This is a genomic window from Chryseobacterium herbae (assembly GCF_025154075.1).
GTDB lineage: Bacteria > Bacteroidota > Bacteroidia > Flavobacteriales > Weeksellaceae > Chryseobacterium > Chryseobacterium herbae.
This window is the reverse complement of record NZ_JAOAMU010000001.1, coordinates 53,632-73,766: the sequence shown is the minus strand read 5'-3', so window position 1 is coordinate 73,766 and position 20,135 is coordinate 53,632. Positions and strand designations below refer to the sequence as shown.

At 38.4% G+C, this 20,135-nt stretch carries 15 protein-coding genes; 9 read left to right on the top strand and 6 right to left on the bottom strand.

The window, feature by feature from the left end; all coding sequences use genetic code 11:
* Positions 1-10: 10 nt before the first annotated feature.
* The gene (locus N0B48_RS00335) at positions 11-799 is read right to left on the bottom strand and encodes an NUDIX hydrolase (RefSeq protein ID WP_259835545.1); all 789 of its coding nucleotides are present in this window, start codon (positions 797-799) and stop codon (positions 11-13) included.
* Positions 800-822: 23 nt separating this feature from the next.
* Complete coding sequence (locus N0B48_RS00330; protein ID WP_259835544.1) at positions 823-2,010, bottom strand: MFS transporter; 1,188 nt, start codon at positions 2,008-2,010, stop codon at positions 823-825.
* A gap of 177 nt (positions 2,011-2,187) precedes the next feature.
* Here N0B48_RS00330 and N0B48_RS00325 point away from each other — a divergent pair, with 177 nt between their 5' ends.
* The 6 genes from N0B48_RS00325 (at position 2,188) to N0B48_RS00300 (ending at position 12,911) form a co-directional block, all read left to right on the top strand.
* Positions 2,188-5,100, top strand: coding sequence for a SusC/RagA family TonB-linked outer membrane protein (locus tag N0B48_RS00325; protein WP_259835542.1), 2,913 nt, complete (start codon positions 2,188-2,190; stop codon positions 5,098-5,100).
* A gap of 11 nt (positions 5,101-5,111) precedes the next feature.
* Positions 5,112-6,650 (top strand): RagB/SusD family nutrient uptake outer membrane protein, encoded by a 1,539-nt coding sequence (locus N0B48_RS00320; protein WP_259835540.1) that lies wholly within the window; start codon positions 5,112-5,114, stop codon positions 6,648-6,650.
* Between the two features lie 3 nt (positions 6,651-6,653).
* Complete coding sequence (locus N0B48_RS00315) at positions 6,654-8,081, top strand: glycoside hydrolase family 30 protein (RefSeq protein WP_259835538.1); 1,428 nt, start codon at positions 6,654-6,656, stop codon at positions 8,079-8,081.
* A gap of 9 nt (positions 8,082-8,090) precedes the next feature.
* Positions 8,091-10,313 carry a glycoside hydrolase family 3 N-terminal domain-containing protein gene (locus tag N0B48_RS00310; protein WP_259835536.1) on the top strand — a complete coding sequence of 741 codons (2,223 nt, stop codon included), beginning with the start codon at positions 8,091-8,093 and terminating at the stop codon, positions 10,311-10,313.
* 305 nt (positions 10,314-10,618) lie between these two features.
* Positions 10,619-11,428: a glycoside hydrolase family 16 protein gene (locus N0B48_RS00305; protein WP_259835533.1), complete on the top strand. Its 810-nt coding sequence runs from the start codon at positions 10,619-10,621 to the stop codon at positions 11,426-11,428.
* 43 nt (positions 11,429-11,471) lie between these two features.
* Entirely contained in the window at positions 11,472-12,911 is a 1,440-nt protein-coding gene (locus tag N0B48_RS00300; protein ID WP_259835530.1) for a glycoside hydrolase family 30 protein, read from the top strand.
* 782 nt (positions 12,912-13,693) lie between these two features.
* Here the strand turns inward: N0B48_RS00300 and N0B48_RS00295 are convergent.
* Together N0B48_RS00295 and N0B48_RS00290 are read right to left on the bottom strand one after the other, a co-directional pair.
* A complete protein-coding gene (locus N0B48_RS00295) occupies positions 13,694-14,500 on the bottom strand; it encodes an enoyl-ACP reductase FabI (RefSeq protein ID WP_259835527.1) in 807 nt (268 codons plus the stop codon).
* A gap of 120 nt (positions 14,501-14,620) precedes the next feature.
* Positions 14,621-14,920 carry a hypothetical protein gene (locus tag N0B48_RS00290; RefSeq protein WP_259835524.1) on the bottom strand — a complete coding sequence of 100 codons (300 nt, stop codon included), beginning with the start codon at positions 14,918-14,920 and terminating at the stop codon, positions 14,621-14,623.
* Between the two features lie 138 nt (positions 14,921-15,058).
* Between N0B48_RS00290 and N0B48_RS00285 the strand changes: the two genes are divergently transcribed.
* The 3 genes from N0B48_RS00285 (at position 15,059) to N0B48_RS00275 (ending at position 18,190) form a co-directional block, all read left to right on the top strand.
* Complete coding sequence (locus N0B48_RS00285) at positions 15,059-15,616, top strand: DNA-3-methyladenine glycosylase I (RefSeq protein ID WP_259835521.1); 558 nt, start codon at positions 15,059-15,061, stop codon at positions 15,614-15,616.
* Between the two features lie 267 nt (positions 15,617-15,883).
* Complete coding sequence (locus tag N0B48_RS00280; protein WP_259835520.1) at positions 15,884-17,251, top strand: phage tail-like protein; 1,368 nt, start codon at positions 15,884-15,886, stop codon at positions 17,249-17,251.
* A gap of 180 nt (positions 17,252-17,431) precedes the next feature.
* Positions 17,432-18,190 (top strand): Rossmann-fold NAD(P)-binding domain-containing protein, encoded by a 759-nt coding sequence (locus N0B48_RS00275; RefSeq protein WP_259835519.1) that lies wholly within the window; start codon positions 17,432-17,434, stop codon positions 18,188-18,190.
* Between the two features lie 96 nt (positions 18,191-18,286).
* Here N0B48_RS00275 and N0B48_RS00270 read toward each other — a convergent pair whose 3' ends face one another.
* Positions 18,287-19,141 (bottom strand): nucleoside phosphorylase, encoded by an 855-nt coding sequence (locus tag N0B48_RS00270; protein WP_259835517.1) that lies wholly within the window; start codon positions 19,139-19,141, stop codon positions 18,287-18,289.
* A gap of 21 nt (positions 19,142-19,162) precedes the next feature.
* Positions 19,163-19,624: a hypothetical protein gene (locus N0B48_RS00265; RefSeq protein ID WP_259835514.1), complete on the bottom strand. Its 462-nt coding sequence runs from the start codon at positions 19,622-19,624 to the stop codon at positions 19,163-19,165.
* Positions 19,625-20,135: the final 511 nt, after the last annotated feature.

Genomic DNA, 20,135 nt, shown 5'->3' with positions numbered 1-20,135 from the left:
ATTGGGTCTCCTAAGATTCCTCATCATTGGAGATAGGATACTGATTGGCAGCATTGTGTACCTTAGTTTTGAACTTATAGAGATACGGAGCTTTGTTAGCTGAACCGTCGTAAAGTTTCTCCAATCTGTCCAGAATATTTAAGCTTAATATCTTGCGCTGGAAATTATTTCTTCTGAATTTCTGGTTTAAAATAGTTTCATACAGCGACTGAAGATCTTTCATGGTAAATTTCTCCGGAAGAAGATTGCTGGCAGCCACCTCGGTATTGATATTCATCCTTAAATATTCAAGGCCGGTTTCTATGACTCTGTCATGATCAAAAGCCATCTTGGGCAATTTATTGACTTCGAACCATTCACAGCTTTCGTTAAAAGCATCCGGAAAAGTGTTCGCAATGGAAAAATCGATAAGGCTGCAATATCCAACTGTAATAAATCTCTGGAAGATCCAGTGATCTTTGGGAACCTCAATTCCTTTATTATTAAGAAGAATCTGATGTACATTATTTTCCGTACGGTCTATCCTTCCGAAAGTATGGAATTGTTTTAGGAAAAGATTCTGAAGTTGGGTTCTTTCATACAATACTCTGGCGGCAGCTTCACGGAGGTCTTCATCATTAAAAACAAAACCGCCCGGGAGCGACCACAGATCCAGATCGTGGTACTTTAAAAGCAAAACCTTCAAAATATTATTGTGAAAACCAAATATCGTGCAGTCAACAGATACGTGTGCTACAAAATCTTTTGTATCAATAAGTTCCTGAAGGGTTTCTTTGTTTTTGGTGTCCTTGATTTTCATGGGAGTAAAAATAAAATTATTTTCTATAATTTCTTTCCTGCAAGCCTAAAATATATTAAACTCACCGTAAAAAGCACAGAAACAGCAAGTAATATATACAGCGGATAGTAGTTTAGCAGCTGTTTTTCGAACAGAACAGCCATAATAATAGAGCTGACAGAGCTACCCAGAGATGAGAAAATCACAATTAGGGATGTAAACAGGTTGATTTTTTCTTTCTCAATCTTAGCAATCATTTTTGAATTGATCACAGGATAAAGCGGTGAAAGAAAAAGCCCGATCACAGGAAATAAAAATAGAATAATACTGGAATTCACAGAATCAAAATACTGAATTCCTAAAATCATGAGGAGCACAGCAATAATTAATGAAATACATAAAACATAATATTTCGATAACGAAAATCTGTGAATGACGTTAGCGGTTATGGTTCTTCCCGCATACGAAAAAAGAGCAAGAAAAGAGGTGGCCTGCAGGGCAAAGAATGAGTTGACATTCAGGTGGTTTTTATAAAATGAAGGAAGCCACGAATTAAATCCCTGTTCTACAAAAACGATAAAGAAAACAACGCCAAGAAACACCAGAGTTGCAGGGGTTGCAAATACCGAAAGTTCTGAAATAAGACTTTTACGCTCCGTTTTTTTGGCTTCTGAGATATTTAATTTTGAAAATAAATAAATAGTTACAGCACAAAGCACAGATATAGATAGAAATCCGAATTTCCAGAACTCGGAATACTGACTTGAAATGAGCCAGCCGAATCCGGTATTGACTACAAAAATTCCTACCATAAATGAGGCTTCTACGCTGTTCATCATCTTGGCAAGAGACTTCTCATCCGAAATATTATTCCTGATAATCCCGAAAACACAAATCTTACCAACCGCAAAACAGGTCCCGATAATCGCAAACCAAACTTTATAAAACCAAAAATCCTGAACAAAGGGCAGGAGACATGAACAAATCCCCACAATAACCAGTGCAGAAATAAGCGCTCTTTTAGTGCCGGTTTTCCTGATAAAATTCACCGCAAAAAGTGAAATAAATGCGATGGGCAGATCCTTGAATGATTCCAGAAACCCCAGTTTTTCATAAGTGATTTTTTCTTCCGAAAGTTGAAGAATCACAATGCCCATACAGTTTAAAACCATTGAAAAGATAAGGAAGGTCAGTTTTAAGGGAAGGGAGATTCTGGGAAGGTTGGCTGTCATTTTGGGGACTTTTTAAATTGAGTTTTTAAGATAATTTTATGAATTATGACGCGAATATAGGGCTTTAAAGTCCCAAAAATAAACGAAAAATTAAAATAATTGTGAATACAATGTTAATTAATTAAAAAAAAATATATTTTTATTGTCTCAATTTGAGAATTAAAAAACTAACTGTATATGAATCTAAGAATATCAAGAAACCTGGGGGTGGTTGCTGTGCTGTATTTTACAGCGAACTTCAACGCCCAGACCAGCGTAAAGGACACTGTTCCGAAAGAGAATAAAATCGAGGAGGTCGTGATGATTGGTTACGGCAGCCAGAAAAAAAGCAATGTGACAGGAGCAATATCAAGTGTAAAAGCTGCCGATATTGAAAATTCTCCTACCGCAGGAAGACCTGAGCAGATTATGCAGGGACGTGCAGCCGGTGTGAGTGTGATTTCAAACTCAGGACAGCCCGGAACCGCAGCGACAGTTCGTGTACGTGGAATCACAAGTTTTGGAGCGGGAAGTAATGATCCTTTATGGGTGGTAGACGGAATTGTAGTGGACAATATTGGATGGCTTAACCAATCCGATATTGAAGGAATGGAGATTCTTAAAGATGGAGCTTCAGCTGCTATTTACGGAGTTTCAGCTGCCAAAGGGGTCGTCTTGATTACCACTAAAAAAGGAGCCAAAGGAAGATTAAATCTTTCATATAATGGCTTTTTTGGTGTTGGAAGTGCTGCAAATAAACTGGACCTTCTGAATGGTTCTCAATACGCAACCATCATGAACGAGGCTTATCTTAATGACGGACTGACACCGGTACTGGGAAATCCCGCATCATATGGAGCCGGAACAGACTGGCAAAAACAGATTTTTAATAGTGCCCAACGTCAATCCCATGAATTCAGTATCAGTGGAGGAAATGATAAATCTACTTTTTATTCATCCTTTGGATATTATGATCAGCAGGGTATCGTACTAAGAGATATTTCAAATTATAAAAGAATTAATGCCAGATTAAATTCCACGCATAAAGTACTCGACTTTTTAACGGTAGGTCAAACATTCGCATATACGCATACAAGATCCCAAGGGGTTACTGATAATGGAGAATTCGGTGGTCCGTTGAGTTCTGCCATCAATCTTGATCCGTTGACACCGGTAGTGGTAACTAACGGTATTGAAAACCAGCCGAACTTTAGTGATTATCTTAATAACCCCAATTATGTAAGAGATCCTTATGGAAATCCTTACGGGATCTCGCAATATGTAAGTAAGGAAATGACCAATCCATTAGCTTTCAGACAAACTCAGTTAGGGAGATACAAATGGTCCGATGATTTAATAGCCAATGTTTTTGCGGAATTGAAATTCAATAAGAACATCAGTTTTAAAACAAGCATGAACGGGAAGCTTTCTTATTGGGGAAATCAGGCATTTACACCTACCAATTATTTGAGCACAGCCAATAAAAATGATTTTAACAGTTTATTCAGACAGATCGACAAAAAATTTGAGTGGAGTACCGAAAATACGCTTACCTATCAAAATAAGTTTGGACTACACAGCTTAAATGTGCTATTGGGTCAGGGATATTATGAATTTAATATTTCTTCCGGACAAAGTACAACATTCTCTTACCTTCCTGTCAATAACTGGGAAGATGCATCTTTCAATTTTGATGTGGCTCCGGAAAACAAAAAAGGAAACGCCTGGGATGGAAAACAAACCCACAAGGCTTCTTATTTTGCCAGAGTAGTGTACGATTATGATAGCAGATACCTTTTCACAGGAACAATTCGTAGGGATGGTTCTTCAAAATTTGGAAGCAACAACCATTGGGGGAACTTTCCGGCCATGTCTTTAGGCTGGAATGTATCTAATGAAAGTTTTTGGCCGGAGAACAAAGTGGTGACCAGCTTTAAACTGAGAGGAGGTTATGGTATATTAGGAAATGATGCTATTGATGATTTCCAGTTTGCTAATTTCCTGGTTGCAGGAACTAATTATACTTTCGGAGATAATATCATCCGCGTAGGGTATGCACCAAGTACACTTGAGAATCCCGATTTGAAATGGGAAAGAACATCGCAGTTTAACATCGCGGCAGATCTTAAGATTTTAAGAAATTTTGATCTGAGTGTGGATGTGTACAGAAAAAAAAGTACGGATATTCTGAGAAGAGTTGAACTTCCCGGTTATTTAGGATTAAATCAGAATCCTTTCAGAAACATTGGGGATATGAACAATGACGGGATAGAAGTAAGCTTAGGATACAAAAAGAGCTGGGGAGATTTCGGAATTTCTGCTAACGGTAATTTTGCCTATTTGAAAAACGAAATTACAAGACTGGAAGACAATAAACCTTATGTGAATTTTGCTTCATTCCAAACCCTGGGTAATGTTTCCAGATTGCAGGTGGGCGAATCCTATGGTTCTTTCTATGGTTACCAGAATCTGGGTATTTTTCAAAACCAGGCAGAAGTTGATGCCTATAGAAATTCAACCGGAGGCTTAATTCAGGCTAATGCAAAACCAGGAGATTTCAAAAGACTGGATGCCAACGGAGATGGAGTAATTGATGAAAAAGATTACGTGAATCTGGGTAATTCTGTACCAAAATATACATTCGGATTCACATTGAATATGAATTACAAAAATTTTGATATGATGATATTTGCTCAGGGACAGGCTGGTAATAAAATTTTCCAGGGACTGAGAAGACTTGATATTCAGGAAGCCAACTACCAGACCTCTATTTTAGACCGGTGGACCGGTGAGGGGACATCCAACAGCATAGCAAGAGTGACCAGAAATGATGATAATCAGAATTACACAAGAATGTCTGATTACTATCTTCAGAACGGAGATTATTTACGTCTGAAACTGGTTCAGATCGGGTATACGCTTTCGAAAGAAGTATCTAAAACAATCGGAGCTTCCAAAATCAGATTCTATGTGACAGGAGAAAATCTTGTGACTTTTACAAAATACACCGGCTACGATCCTGAAATTGCAGGAGGAGATACTTTCGGGATAGACAGAGCTTTCTACCCGCAGGCCAGAACTTTTCTTTTTGGAGCTAATGTTCAATTTTAATAACTAAAAAAATGAGAAATAATAGATTTATATATAAGAGTGTATCTGTTGTATTACTGACAGGTCTTAGTTTCGGAGCGGTATCTTGTGACAGTGGAAATCTGGAAGATGTAAAGAATACCGGTACTTTTGATTCAAGCAACTATTTCAAAAATGAAGAACAGGCATTCAGTGGTCTGGTTGCTACGTATGATATGCTGAGAAAATATTCCGGCGGATTTGAAAATATGGTAACGTTCTTCAATGGAGCTTCTGACGATTTCTATTCCGGAGGAGGAAACTCTTCAGACGGTGCGGGAATTCAGGGATTCTCCAACTATTCTCTCAATTCGATCATCATGCCTGAAAGTTATTGGAAAAATTATTATCAGGGAATTGCAAATGCCAATCTTTTGCTGGACAGGATTCCAAATGCTACGATGAATGATCTGACGAGAAGAAGATTTATTGCCGAAGCCAAAGTGTTGAGATCATTATATTATTTTGAATTATTAAAAATGTTCAAAAATATTCCTCTTATCCTGAAGCCTGTTCTGCCTACAGATAATTACTACAATATCCCACAGGAAGATCCTGCGAAAGTATATGCCCAAATAGAATCTGATATTCTTTCCGCTTTACCGGATCTTATGATGACGGCATCCGGAGCCAGTGAAAAAGGACGAATTACACAGGGCACGGCGAGAGCTATTTTGGGGAAAATCTATTTATATGATAAGAAAAACCCGGAAGCTGCTGCTCAATTTGAGCAGGTCAATGGTACACCTGGGCAGACAAGCCAGTATGGGTACAAATTAGTAGGCAATTTTGCAGACTTATGGAAAGTAGATAATAAATTCACCACAGAATCAGTCCTTGAAGTAATGCACACCAACGTAAGTAATGCAGACTGGCCGTTTTGGGGTACAGGTAAGGACGAAGGAAATTCAATCAATGTCATGCTGGGGATTAAATCTTACGGACGTGTTGCCACTGTTCCTAATAATGATGCTCCCGATATTTATGCAAGCTGGGGATTCAATCCGGTGACGGACGATCTGTTTAATTTCATGCAGGGAGATCCGCGTTTGGATGCCACAATATTCAATGGTAAAAAATTCAAAGAAGATGGTAAGATTACTTATTCTCCCGGATTCAGAGATACAGGATATTTCCTGAATAAATATCTTCCGAGAAATGCAGATAAATCCAATCTTCCCGGACCTACAGAATTGAATTTCCGTCAGAATTATATTGCCATCAGATTAGCAGACACCTATTTAATGGAAGCTGAAGCATTGGGCGGTGCAGGAGGAAGAGCTCAGGCATTACTGGATGCGGTAAGAGCAAGGGTAGGACTTACTCCGGTTTCTGTTTCTATGCAGGCCATCAAGGATGAAAGAAGAAGAGAATTGGTAGGAGAAGGACATAGATGGTTCGACCTGGTAAGATGGGGAGATGCACCGGCTAAGTTAGGAACAAGAGGATTTAAGGCCGGTAAGAACGAAATTCTTCCAATTCCTTTCAATGAGCTGAACAACACAGCTTTAAAACAAAATCCTTTTTATTAAAACATGAAGTTTCACAGTTTATATAGTTTCTTTTTTAAAGGTACCGCGCTGCTTTGCGGCGTGGTACTTTTTCCTTTATCGTGTGCTTCGGTGGGAGCCGGTAAAGAAAATGACGTACAGTCCTGGCTTACCAAAGGCAATGAAAGTGTAAAATTACAGCCGCAAACTCCGATTAAATTTGGGGGAAATACGAACAGCTGGCAAAATATTGAAATTGATGACACTCAGAAGTTTCAATATGTTGACGGTTTTGGATATACCCTCACAGGAGGCAGCGTAGAAGTAATCAACCGTCTTTCAACGGCAAAGAGGAAAGCTTTATTGAACGAACTTTTCGGAAAAGATAAGAATTCGATTTCTATCAGCTATCTGAGATTAAGCATCGGAGCTTCCGATCTTGATGGCCGGGTTTTCTCTTACGATGAACTTCCGGAAGGAGAGACAGATCCAACTCTTTCAAAATTCAGTCTGGCTAACGACAAAGATCTGATCGCCATGTTGAAAGAGATTTTAGCGATTAATCCTAAAATTAAAATCATTGCAGCCCCGTGGTCACCTCCGGTTTGGATGAAAGATAACGGTAAATCAAAAGGCGGAAGCTTAAAACCCGAATTCTACAGCGTGTATGCAGACTATTTTGCAAAATATATTCTGGGAATGAAAAAAGAGGGAATTACCATTGATGCAGTCACTCCTCAGAACGAACCGCTCCATCCGGGAAACAATCCGAGTCTCTTTATGCCGTCTGAGCAGCAGAGAGATTTTATCAAAGGTCATTTAGGACCAGTGTTTAAAGCCAATACTATCAAGACAAAGATTGTAGTCTACGATCATAACTGCAACAAACCGGAATACGCCCTTGATATTCTGAAAGATCCCGAAGCCTATCGGTATATTGACGGCTCAGCCTTCCATTTGTATGAGGGAGATATTTCAGCTTTAAGCACCGTACACAACGCGTTTCCCGATAAAAATTTGTATTTTACCGAGCAGTGGACGGGATCGAAAGGGACTTTTAACGAAGACCTGAACTGGCACATTAAAAATGTAATCATCGGTTCTATGAGAAACTGGAGCAGTATTGCTTTGGAATGGAATGTAGCGAATGATCCGCAGTATAAACCTCACACAGAGGGCGGATGTACGGAATGTAAAGGAGCAATAACGGTTTCAGACAGTGAAAATTTCACCAGAAATGTTTCCTACTACATCATTGCACACGCTTCCAAATTCGTGCCTGCAGGCTCTCAGCGTATTGCTTCTACACAAACAGAAACCCTTTCTACGGCGGCATTTAAAACCCCGGCCGGGAAAACTGTATTGATTATCCAGAATGGAAACAGTGCAGAGGAAAGTTTTAATATCAAATATAACGGAAAGACCGCTCCCGTCATTCTTTCAGGAAATTCGGCAGCGACTTATGTTTTTTAATATAATCGTATGAAAAAAGTATATTTCTTACTAGCCTGCTCAGCGCTGGGAATGAATGCTTACGGGCAGAAAACGGTGGATCAGAAAGTGGCAGAGCTTCTTTCTAAAATGACCCTGGAGGAAAAAGTAGGACAGATGGTCCAGTACAGCGGATTTGAATATGCCACCGGACCTCAGAAATCCAATTCTGCAGCCGTTTTGGAAGAAATAAAAAAAGGAAAAGTAGGCTCCATGCTGAACGTAGCCGGGGCAGATGAAACAAGAGCATTCCAGAAGCTGGCTCAACAGTCAAGACTGAAAATTCCTTTGCTGTTCGGGCAAGATGTTATTCATGGTTATAGAACGACTTTTCCTGTCAACATAGGTCAGGCAGCAAGCTGGGATCTTGGAATGATAGAAAAATCAGAAAGAATTGCAGCAACAGAAGCCTCTGCATATGGTATCCACTGGACCTTTGCACCCATGGTAGATGTTGCCAGAGATCCGAGATGGGGCAGAGTAATGGAAGGTTCCGGAGAGGATACGTATCTGGGAACTCAAATTGGCTTGGCCCGGATCACAGGATTTCAGGGAAAAGGTTTGGGAAGTCTTGATGCTGTAATGGCCTGTGCCAAGCATTTTGCGGCTTACGGGGCAGCAGTCGGCGGACGAGATTATAATTCTGTGGATATGAGTTTAAGACAGCTGCATGAAACTTATTTGCCTCCATTCAAAGCAGCAGCCAACGCAGGAGTAGCCACATTCATGAATTCTTTCAATGATATCAATGGAATTCCTGCCACAGCCAACCAATATATCCAAAGAGAATTGTTAAAAGGAAAATGGAATTATAAAGGTTTTGTAGTTTCAGACTGGGGAAGTATCGGGGAAATGATCCCTCATGGGTATGCCAAAGATGCTAATGAAGCCGCCGAAAGAGCCATTCTGGGCGGCAGTGATATGGATATGGAAAGCCGTGTGTATATGACGGAACTACCAAAATTGGTCAAGGAAGGAAAAGTAGACGCAAAATGGGTAGACGATGCAGCAGGCAGAATTTTAGCCAAAAAATTCGAGATGGGACTTTTCGATGATCCATATAGATTCAGCAATGAAAAGAGACAGAAAGAACAGACCGATAATCAGGAAAACAGAAAATTCGGAAGAGAATTTGGTTCTAAAAGTATCGTCCTTCTTAAAAACCAGGGAAATATTCTTCCGCTTTCAAAAACAGTGAAGACAGTTGCCCTGATCGGACCTTTCGGAAAAGAAACGGTTGCCAATCACGGATTCTGGTCCATTGCATTTAAAGATGATAATCAAAGGATTGTTTCACAGTTTGATGGAATTAAAAATCAACTGGACAAAAATTCAACCTTATTATTTGCAAAAGGCTGTAATGCCGATGATCAGGACAGATCTATGTTTGCCGAAGCAATAGAAACTGCAAAAAAAGCAGATGTTGTGATTATGACTTTAGGTGAAGGACATGCGATGAGCGGTGAAGCAAAAAGCCGAAGCAGCATTGGTTTTACAGGGGTTCAGGAAGAGTTGCTTAAAGAAATTGCGAAGACCGGAAAACCAATCGTTTTAATGATCAATGCCGGAAGACCTCTGATTTTCAACTGGGCTGCGGATCATATTCCGGCTATAACCTATAACTGGTGGCTGGGAACGGAAGCGGGAAATTCTATTGCAGATGTTCTGTTCGGAACTGTGAATCCAGGCGGAAAACTTCCGATGAGCTTCCCGAGAACAGAAGGACAGATTCCGGTCTATTACAATCATTACAACACTGGAAGACCGGCTAAAAATAATACAGACAGAAATTATGTTTCTGCATATATCGATCTTGATAACGATCCTAAATTTCCGTTTGGCTACGGTTTAAGCTATACGGATTTTAAATATTCCGATATGGTTTTAAATTCTGTAAATCTTAAAGGAAATCAGACATTAAATATAAGCGTGACGGTTTCCAATACCGGAAAATACGACGGTGAAGAAGTGGTACAGCTTTATATCAGAGATCTTTTTGGAAAAGTGGTCAGACCTGTGAAAGAACTAAAAGGATTCCAAAAGGTATTCATTAAAAAAGGAGAAAGCAGAAAAGTAGATTTCAAACTGACTACGGAAGATCTGAAATTTTTCGATGACCAATTAAATTTTGACTGGGAAAGTGGTGAATTCGATATCATGGTCGGAACCGATTCTCAAAATGTACAGACAAAAAGAATCACCTGGACTCAATAAATATTCAATAGAAGCGGGCTTTAGCCTACTTTGAGGAACAATATTTAGAAATCGTCAACAATAAAACCAAATGACATTCAAAGAACAGCATCAAATCAAAAACGAAATATATTCACTAGGAGCGGGCTTTAGCCCGCTTTGAGGAACAATATTTAGAAATCGTCAACAATAAAACCAAAAGACATTCAAAGAACAGCATCAAATCAAAAACGAAATATATTCAATAGGAGCGGGCTTTAGCCCGCTTAACTTAACACAACGAAAAAAAAACGGCTTCAGCCAAAATCTAAAATATTGATCCATCAATGAAAATCAAACTCCAACATATCATTCAACTTTTCGCAACGGGATTAATCCTGTTTTCCATGGCAAACTGTGTTTCCAAAAAAACACATTCCGGGAAGAAACTGATATGGAGCGATGAATTTAACGGAAAAGGTCTTCCGGATTCATTAAAATGGAATTATGATGCAGGAGGAGATGGCTACGGAAACCAGGAAGCTCAGTTTTATACCAAGAACAGACTTGAAAATGCCAGAATGGAAGGCGGAAATCTTGTTATTGAAGCCCGAAAAGAAAACTGGGAAAAGAATAAATATACATCTGCAAAGCTTTTAACCAAAGGGAAATTCTCCTTTCAATACGGAACAATAGAAGTGAGAGCGAAGCTTCCCAAGGGTCGCGGGACCTGGCCTGCCATCTGGATGATGAGTGAAAAGATGAAGAAATGGCCGGATGACGGCGAACTGGATATTATGGAGCATGTGGGTTTCAATCAGGGATCTGTTCATGCTTCGGTACACACCAAAAAGTATAACCATATTCAAGGAACCCAGAAAACGGATACTTTGGTGGTGAAAGACGTAAGCGAAAACTTTCATGTCTATAAAGCGGATTGGACACCGGAAAAGATTGATGTCTATATCGACGGACAGAAGTTTTTCACATATGAAAACAAAGAGAAAACTTATGAAGCATGGCCTTTTGATCAACCTTATTTTATTATTTTAAATTTGGCGGTCGGTGGCTTCTGGGGCGGAAAAGAAGGAATTGATGATCGTATTTTTCCGCAAAAATATTATATAGATTATGTAAGAGTTTATCAAAATAAATAATGAAGCGAGGGCGGTAAAGTCCAAAAACAGAAAGAAAAAGATTATGAAGAAACTAATTGTAAGCTGTTTGGCGGTAGGTGCATTTGTAAATGCTAATGCACAGAACTACTGGAAGAAGAATGCAGGGAAAACAGCGAAAGTGATTTTAACCAATTCCAAAACCAACGAAAAGATGGCGGATAAAGGAATGATTAAATTTGAAAAATTCGGGCAACCTAAAGAAACAGATGCCTGTATCTTTGTGGATCCGGATTTTAAATACCAGAAACTGATTGGAATAGGTGGGGCCATCACGGATGCATCTGCTGAAACCTTTTATAAAATGCCGAAGAACAAGCAGAAAGAAATTCTGGAAGCTTACTTTGGGAAAAACGGACTGGGTTATACGGTAGTCCGTACCAATATGAATTCATGCGACTTCTCCAGTGATTCTTATACGTACGTGGAAGACAATGATACGGCTTTAAAAACCTTCAATGTAGCCCATGACGAAAAGTATAAGATCCCGATGATCAAAGAAGCTCAGAAAGCGATTGGGAAAGATTTCACGTTTTACTTCTCTCCATGGAGTCCGCCGGCATGGATGAAATCCAATAAAAGTCTGTACAAAGGAGGAAGGCTGGAAAACCAGTATTACCAAACCTGGGCGGATTATTATATTAAATTCATCAAAGAATATGAAAAAAGAGGAATCAATATCTGGGGACTGACGGTACAGAATGAGCCGATGGCTACTCAAAGCTGGGAGTCATGTATTTATTCTGCGGAGGAAGAAGGAGAATTTCTTAAAAATAATTTAGGACCAACACTTTGGAAAAACGGTTACAAAGACAAAAAAGTAATGATCTGGGATCACAACAGAGACCTGATTTACCAGAGAGCAACCACGACTTTAAGTGATCCTGAAACGTCAAAATATGCCCACGGAATTGGATACCACTGGTATGAAACCTGGAACAACAAAACACAGCTTTTCGATAACTTAGCAGAAACGCAGAGAGCTTTTCCGGATAAATTCCTGGCCTTTACAGAAGGATGTAAAGAACAGTTCAAGATGTCCGGAATTTATGATGTAAGTCTGGGAGAATTGTATGGAAAGAATATGCTTAATGATTTCAACAAAGGAACCGCTTTATGGACCGACTGGAATGTATTGCTGGATGAAACCGGAGGACCCAACCACGTAGGGAACTTTTGTTTTGCGCCTATCATTGCAGATACAAAAACGGGAGAAGTACATTATACTTATGAATATTACTATGTAGGTCATGTATCAAAGTATATTAAGCCCAATGCTCAGCGAATCGGAAGTTCATCAAACAGAGTTGCCCTTACTTCTACCACTTTCATGAATGAAAACGGTCAGCTGGTCACCGTCATTATGAATGATTCCGAAAACGATATTGAAACCAACCTTTGGATCGAAGGAATGTCGGCTAAATTATCCGCACCGGCACACTCTATCCAAACGGTTATCTTATAAGTTTAAAGCTTGAAGAGAGAAGTTAATTTGAGACTTCCATTGAGTTATTGATGACACCACTGGCCTAGGAAGCTGTAGCGTTAAGAAAATTAAAACTTGATCCGTTAAAAAATTCCCACTGTTTGAACGCGGACGAAATATTGAATCGAAGCAGTAGTGATGAACCCGCGTGAGTTTGGGAATTTTAGGAGCAAGTTTTAATTTTTAGCAGAAGATTCCAGCCTTGAATTTTTGGTTCATTTTGTTTTAAGACAAAAGAACAATTTGAAAAATAAATAAATTTCTTCATATCAACATTATTTTAAACAGAACCGGCGGCCTCTTTGAGGCCGCCGGTTTATTGTATAGTTATTTCAGATCATTTATTCACCATATTTGTCGATTAACCTTCTTGTGGAAAAGATTTTGCTAATAAGACTTCCATTGAGTTATTAATGACACCACTGGCCTAGGAAGCTGTAGCGTTAAGAAAATTAAAACTTGATCCGTTAAAAAATTCCCACTGTTTGAACGCGGACGAAATATTGAATCGAAGCAGTAGTGATGAACCCGCGCAAAACCTAACGAAGTGGTTCGACGAACGACGAGAGTCAATTTGGGAATTTTAGGAGCAAGTTTTAATTTTTAGCAGAAGATTCCAGCCTTGAACTTTTGGTTCATTTTGTTTTAAGACAAAAGAACAATTTGAAAAATAAATAAATTTCCTCATATTAACATTATTTTAAACAGAACCGGCGGCCTCAAAGAGGCCGCCGGTTTATTGTATAGTTATTTCAGATCAGTTATTCACCATATCTGTCAATTACCTTCTGAGTAACTCCCGTATTGCTGAAACCTCCGTCGTGGAAAAGATTCTGCATCGTTACTTTTTGAGTAAGATCAGAGAATAGGGTTACGCAATAGTTGGCACAGTCAAGAGCTGTAGCATTTCCTAGCGGAGACATTTCCTCGGCAAAACCTAAGAAACCACCGAAACCTTTCACGCCACTTCCTGCTGTAGTAGGAGTAGGAGACTGGGAAATTGTATTGACACGTACTTTTCTTTCACCCCAATAATATCCGAATGTTCTTGCGATGCTTTCTAAATATGATTTATTGTCAGACATATCATTGTAATCAGGGAAAGTTCTCTGAGCAGCAATATACGTAAGTGCTAAAATGCTTCCCCACTCATTCATGCAGTCTTTCTCATAAGCTACACGCATTACTTTATGGAAAGAAACGGATGAAATATCCCAGCCTTTTTCTAACCAGTCGTAGTTCATTTCAGTATAATGCTTTCCTTTTCTTACATTTACGGACATGCCTATTGAATGAAGGATAAAATCTATTTTACCATATTTGGCAACAGCAGCATCAAAAAGTTTTTCAAGATCTTCTATAGAAGTAGCATCTGCAGCGATCACTTCAGAACCTGTTTTTTCAGCTAAACCATTAAGTTCTCCCATTCTCAAAGCAATAGGAGCATTGGATAGGATAAATTCAGCACCTTCTTCATGACATCTTTCTGCAACTTTCCACGCGATAGATTGCTCATTAAGGGCTCCAAAAATAATTCCCTTTTTGCCTTTAAGTAGACCGTATGACATAATTTTTTAATGTTTATTTAAATACAAATGTAGCAATAATTTGTGTTTGCGACATAATAAAAATGGAGCCTTATTAATTTAAGACTCCATTTTTTTGAAAATATTTATATGACTGAAATTCTAATTGGTTTTCTTATTCCATTCTGCTTTTACATCTTCTGCTGCATCTTTGGTTTTTTCCCAGGCATCATTGGCTTTATCTTTAATATCATCCCATGTATCAGAAAAGTTGTTTTTCACTTTGTCTAGCCAGTCCTCCTGAGTGGCTTCCTGATCACTGTCTTTTTTTTCGTTGATATAATCTTTTGCTTTGGCTGCCAGATCTTCAATTTTCCACTTTGCATTGTCTGCTGCATTCTTTAAAGAATTTTCCGTATTGTTTACTGCATCTTCCGCTTTGTTGTATTCTGAATTGTTCATAATATGTAATATTTTATTGTTGTGTACCAGTAATTAAACAAGAACCATTCCTAAAAACTGTGGCTATTGTTAAACTTTTCTTAATCTTTTGTTATACTTTTCTAAATCAATACTAACTTTAATTAAAATTGAACGACTATGAAAAAAATACGCTGCGGGTGGTGTGAAAAAGATGATCTCTATCGCAAATACCACGATGAAGAGTGGGGAAGACCAGTATATGATGACAAAACCATCTTTGAGTTTCTCGTCCTTGAAAGTTTTCAGGCGGGATTGAGCTGGTACACCATTCTTTCTAAAAGGGGAAATTTCAAAAAAGCTTTTGATGATTTTAATTTTGAGAAAATAGCTCTTTATCATGATGAGAAAATAGAAGAGCTTATGAATGACTCCGGAATTATTAGAAACCGGCTAAAAATAAAAGCTACAGTAACCAATGCACAGAAGTTTCAGGAGGTACAGAAGGAGTTTGGAAGTTTTTCAGCGTACATCTGGGACTTTGTAGGAGGAAAGCCACTGGATAATGCACCTCAGGCTTTATCAGATGTTCCGGCTACGACAGAAATTTCCGATCTTCTGGCAAAAGATCTTAAGAAAAGAGGTTTCAAATTTATGGGGTCTACTGTAGTTTATGCCCATATGCAGGCAACCGGAATGGTCAATGATCATTTGGAAAGCTGTTTCATTAGAAAGTAGGAAATTCTATTTTATTCAATTTTTAGTGATATTTTTTATAAATAATATAATTAAATGACTTTAAATTAAAATTTTAAAAGCTGTTCAATGTCTATCGGAAGGGGATTTACGTTGGCTTAATATTTGAAAATATTTCATTTAATAGTGATTAAAGGATGGTTTACTCACTAATAAGTGTGTTTATTATGAATTTAATAAAAAATACGCTATTTTATTATAAATTCGTATATTTGCATCCTCAAAAAATAAACCATCATTAATACCGTGATGCAAAGCAAATTTAAACTTCAGCTCTTTTCTCTTTTTTTATTCTTTACAATTTTAATTCAAGCACAGGTGGGGATTGGAACTCCTAATCCGGATCCTTCAGCTATGTTACAGATCAATTCAAAGAATAAAGGGATGCTGCTTCCAAGTGTTGCCCTTACATCATCTACAGATCATACTACGATAAAGAATCCTGCTGAAGGCCTTATCGTTTGGAATAACGGATCGGGAACCTTAGCAGACACCGGTTTTTACTATTGGAGCAAATCCAGATGGAACATGATTTCTGCAAATACCGGAAACGGAACCAGTGGAGGTGTGACTCCATTAGCTGTTTGGAATAATTCCGCTACCAACAGTGGAAACTCTGGCGGAGAACATACCAATCTTTCTTTAGGAACCAATACTTCAGATGACCTTGTGTTTAAAGTAAACTCTACAACAGTGGGAAGACTGGGTATCAATAACTCAATAAGTTTCGGAACGGCAGCCAATGCGGCACAAAACGGTATAGCCCTTGGGAATTCCAGCAGTGCTTATCAGGGAGTTGCTATCGGAACCAATACTTCAGTGACTGCGAATGAATCTGTTGCATTAGGAGCAAATTCTAAAATTTCAGGATATCAGTCAACGGCGGTAGGTTTTAATGCCAAAGTAACCGTAAATGAAGCTACAGCAGTAGGAAATAATGCAGACGCATCCGGTTTCCAGTCGATCGCGGTGGGTTATAATGCTAAAACAACGATCAACGATGCAACAGCTTTAGGGAAAAACTCTACAGCATCCGGTTTTCAGTCGACGGCGGTAGGATATAATGCAAAAACAACTTCCAACAGCGAAACAGCGGTAGGATATAATACAATCACCAATAATCAGAATTCAACAGCAATAGGATCCGGAGCCAATGCTTTGGGGCAGTTTTCTACAGCGGTAGGTTATGGAGCTGTAACTTCACAGACTAATGCCATTGTTATCGGAGATAATAATGCAAATATTGGTATTGGCACAGGAAAACCCAATACATCTGCTAAAATAGATGTAAATGGACCGTACAAACTGGGCGAAAAGGGAAATGTACAGAAAAATCAGATCAGCTTTGAAGCCTGGCCATCGGTTTCTGTGAACAACTTGGCTCCGGGAAGATCTGTAACCATGGAAATTCCTATTCCTTCCCATATGCAACCCGGTTCCACAAGAGCAGCGATTGTCGTTTCTCCGGCGGGTGATTTTGCGGGCAATACTTCATTCTCAATTTCAAACCCTAGAATGACCTCTACCTCAAGTGTAATCATCAATCTGACCAATATCTCCGGAAATACGGAAAGTTTATATTCGGGGCATTTTTATGTGATGATTAATGAGTTTTAGGAGTTTGAAAACTAGATATCAGATATCAGATATTAGACATCAGATGTCAGATATTCCCTAATCCCTCTAAATAAAAAATTGTGGGCATCATAAATTGATTTATTTTTGCTGATGATCTATCCGGTTCTATTTAAATATAGAAGAAAAGGATTGGATCATTAATGCAGACCCTTGAAATTTATGAAGAAAATAGGAATTATAGGCTTTGGCTGGCTGGGATCCAGAATTGCTGGTTCAATGTCGGACAAATACCAGATGTATACAACTGCAACGACAAATGATAAAGTTGCTGAGCTGTCTTCCCGAGGTTTTAATGCTTCTCTCGCCAGCTTCCCTGATTTTCAATTGGAGGAAAAAATCACACAGTGGAATGAAATCAAAGCTATGGATGTTGTCATTATCACGATTCCGCTTTCCGGAAAAAGCTGCTGTGCAAGTTCTTTGTATAACAGAATTCAACATTTATTATCGTTTATCGGTGATTTTCACGGACAGATGTTTGTGATGAGCTCTACCGGTGTATATCCGGATATTCCGGGTGAATATAACGAAGAAAGTCTTTCTTCAGATCAGGTTCAGGGAGAAAGAATGATTAAAAGCGCTTATCCGCAGGTCAATATTTTGAGATTGGCTGGATTGATGGGAGATAACCGACTTTTGAAAAATTATACGATTTCCAACCTGGAAGCTCCGGTGAATCACATCCATTATGAAGATATTTGTAATGTGATTGAAGTTATGATTGAAAAGGGATCAGAAGGAAAATTATATAATGTAGCAGCACCACAGCACCCGTCAAAAGCTCAGGTGATCAATGCTCAGAAAAATCTTCCGTCTGCTGAAGAAGCAATACATGAAGGAAAAATCATTTCGTCTTCAAAACTCATTTCAGAGTTGGATTTTGTATGTAAACATCCCGATCCGAAAGCGTTTCATTAAGATCAATTTTATAACAAAATATTTTTTTTAAAGTAAACCTTATAGGTTTTTAAAACCTATAAGGTTTGAACTCCAGGTCTGAGGACCTAAAATGTTTTATTTAATAATTCTTTCCAATACCCAATCAATAAGGTTTTTCTCAGAGGCATGGTGATCTGCAGAGAATTCCCCACGTCTTCTGTTGGCAATAACGTTATTCACAGTAATCGCCTTGTGGCCTAATAATTTTGAAAGAGCGTAGATCGCTGAGGTTTCCATTTCAAAGTTGGTTACGCCAAGATCATTCAATGTTTCTAAGAACTTGTCGTCAAGTGCCTTTAAACGAAGCTGTCTTCCCTGTGGAGCATAAAATCCCGGGAAAGTAGCCGTATTACCATGGTATTTGGCATCTTTGTAATATTCTCCCATTTCCTCTGCCCAATCTGAGAAATAAAGCATCGGTTTTATTTTTTCATAAGGGAATTTCTCTATGAAATTTTTCGAAAATTCGTTCTCAAAACTGTAATCCTGGTAGAAATGCATCAATCCGTCCAGACCTACAACATTCTGGGTTACCAGCATATTATCTACCTGCACATCAGGGTTTACACTTCCACATGTTCCCATACGGAAAAGTTCAAGGGCTTTGTGCTCAGTTTTGAATTCCTTGTTCTGAAGATCAATATTCACCAAAGCATCAAGCTCATTCATCACGATATCGATGTTTTCAGTTCCGATACCGGTAGACATTACCGTAATTCTTTCTCCACGCAAAGTTCCGGTGTGGGTGTAGAATTCTCTTTTATTTTTTTTGATCTCTACATTGTCAAAATACTTTGAAACTTTTGCTACTCTGTCCGGATCTCCCACAAGGATGATCTTATCAGCAATATCTTCAGGCAAAAGATTTAAGTGGTATACACTTCCGTCATCATTCAGCACCAGCTCTGAGGCAGCAAGTTTGTTTAGCATAATAGTATAATTTTTTTGTTTTTAATTAATGAAAATAGCGTCTTTGTAAGGAGATCCGGCAAGGTCATAGATCGTGTCATATTCCTCTACGATTCTTTTCTGTCCCTGGAATATTTCATAAACCGTGATAATGGTTTTTTCAAAATTGTTCGGATCTTTTCGCTGAGAAGTGATCTCGTAGAACTTATCTCCTTTTTTCATGACAGAGACCATTTCTTCTTTAGTAGAATTATTGGAACTCATCATTCCTGGAAAATCCATCACAATATCCTTAAGGTCTGTGTAGTTTTTATAAGGTTTTATTACCCCGTTTGAATACACATAAACATTGGGAACAGGTTTGTCTTCTTCCAGACGGATCAGATAATAATCATTCCCCTTTTTCTCTGCGTAAACGGCCATTTCTTTGTTTTTCTTTTTCTGTGAAAAGGTAAGAATTGAAAGGAAACTCGCCGCAAGAGCGAATAGTAATTTTGTTTTCATAATAATATTTTGTTTTAATCTGCTGAAATGATGTTAAAAAAATCCTCGCCCAATATCTTTCGTCATCATTTTTTAAACCCGGCTTGAAGAAGTCATCCGTACTTAAGTATAATGAATTTGATTTCGGGGTTTAAAATTAATAAAAATATTTTTATAAGAAACTGCTGTTTGTAGATTTTTACGCTTTAAAAATAGCTTTGTGAAATTTTAAATTAACCTGAATTCGGGATAAGATTTTTTTTAGACATCAGATTTCAGACATCAGATTTCAGAATAGGAGATTTGAGACTTTTTGTCGGAAATTTTAGCCGCTCATTACATCGCGGGATGTGGTTGTGGTTCAAATCAGAAACTGCTTCCTTAAAAATCTCCCACAGATTAAGCTGATTACACAAATTTCTTTGCCTATTATAGCCGTGTTATTTGTGAAATTATTTGTGGAATTTGTGTTTAAAAGCGCTTCATCTTTGCAATCCTTGTTTGAAAACGTAAACATTTTTTAATCTAACGT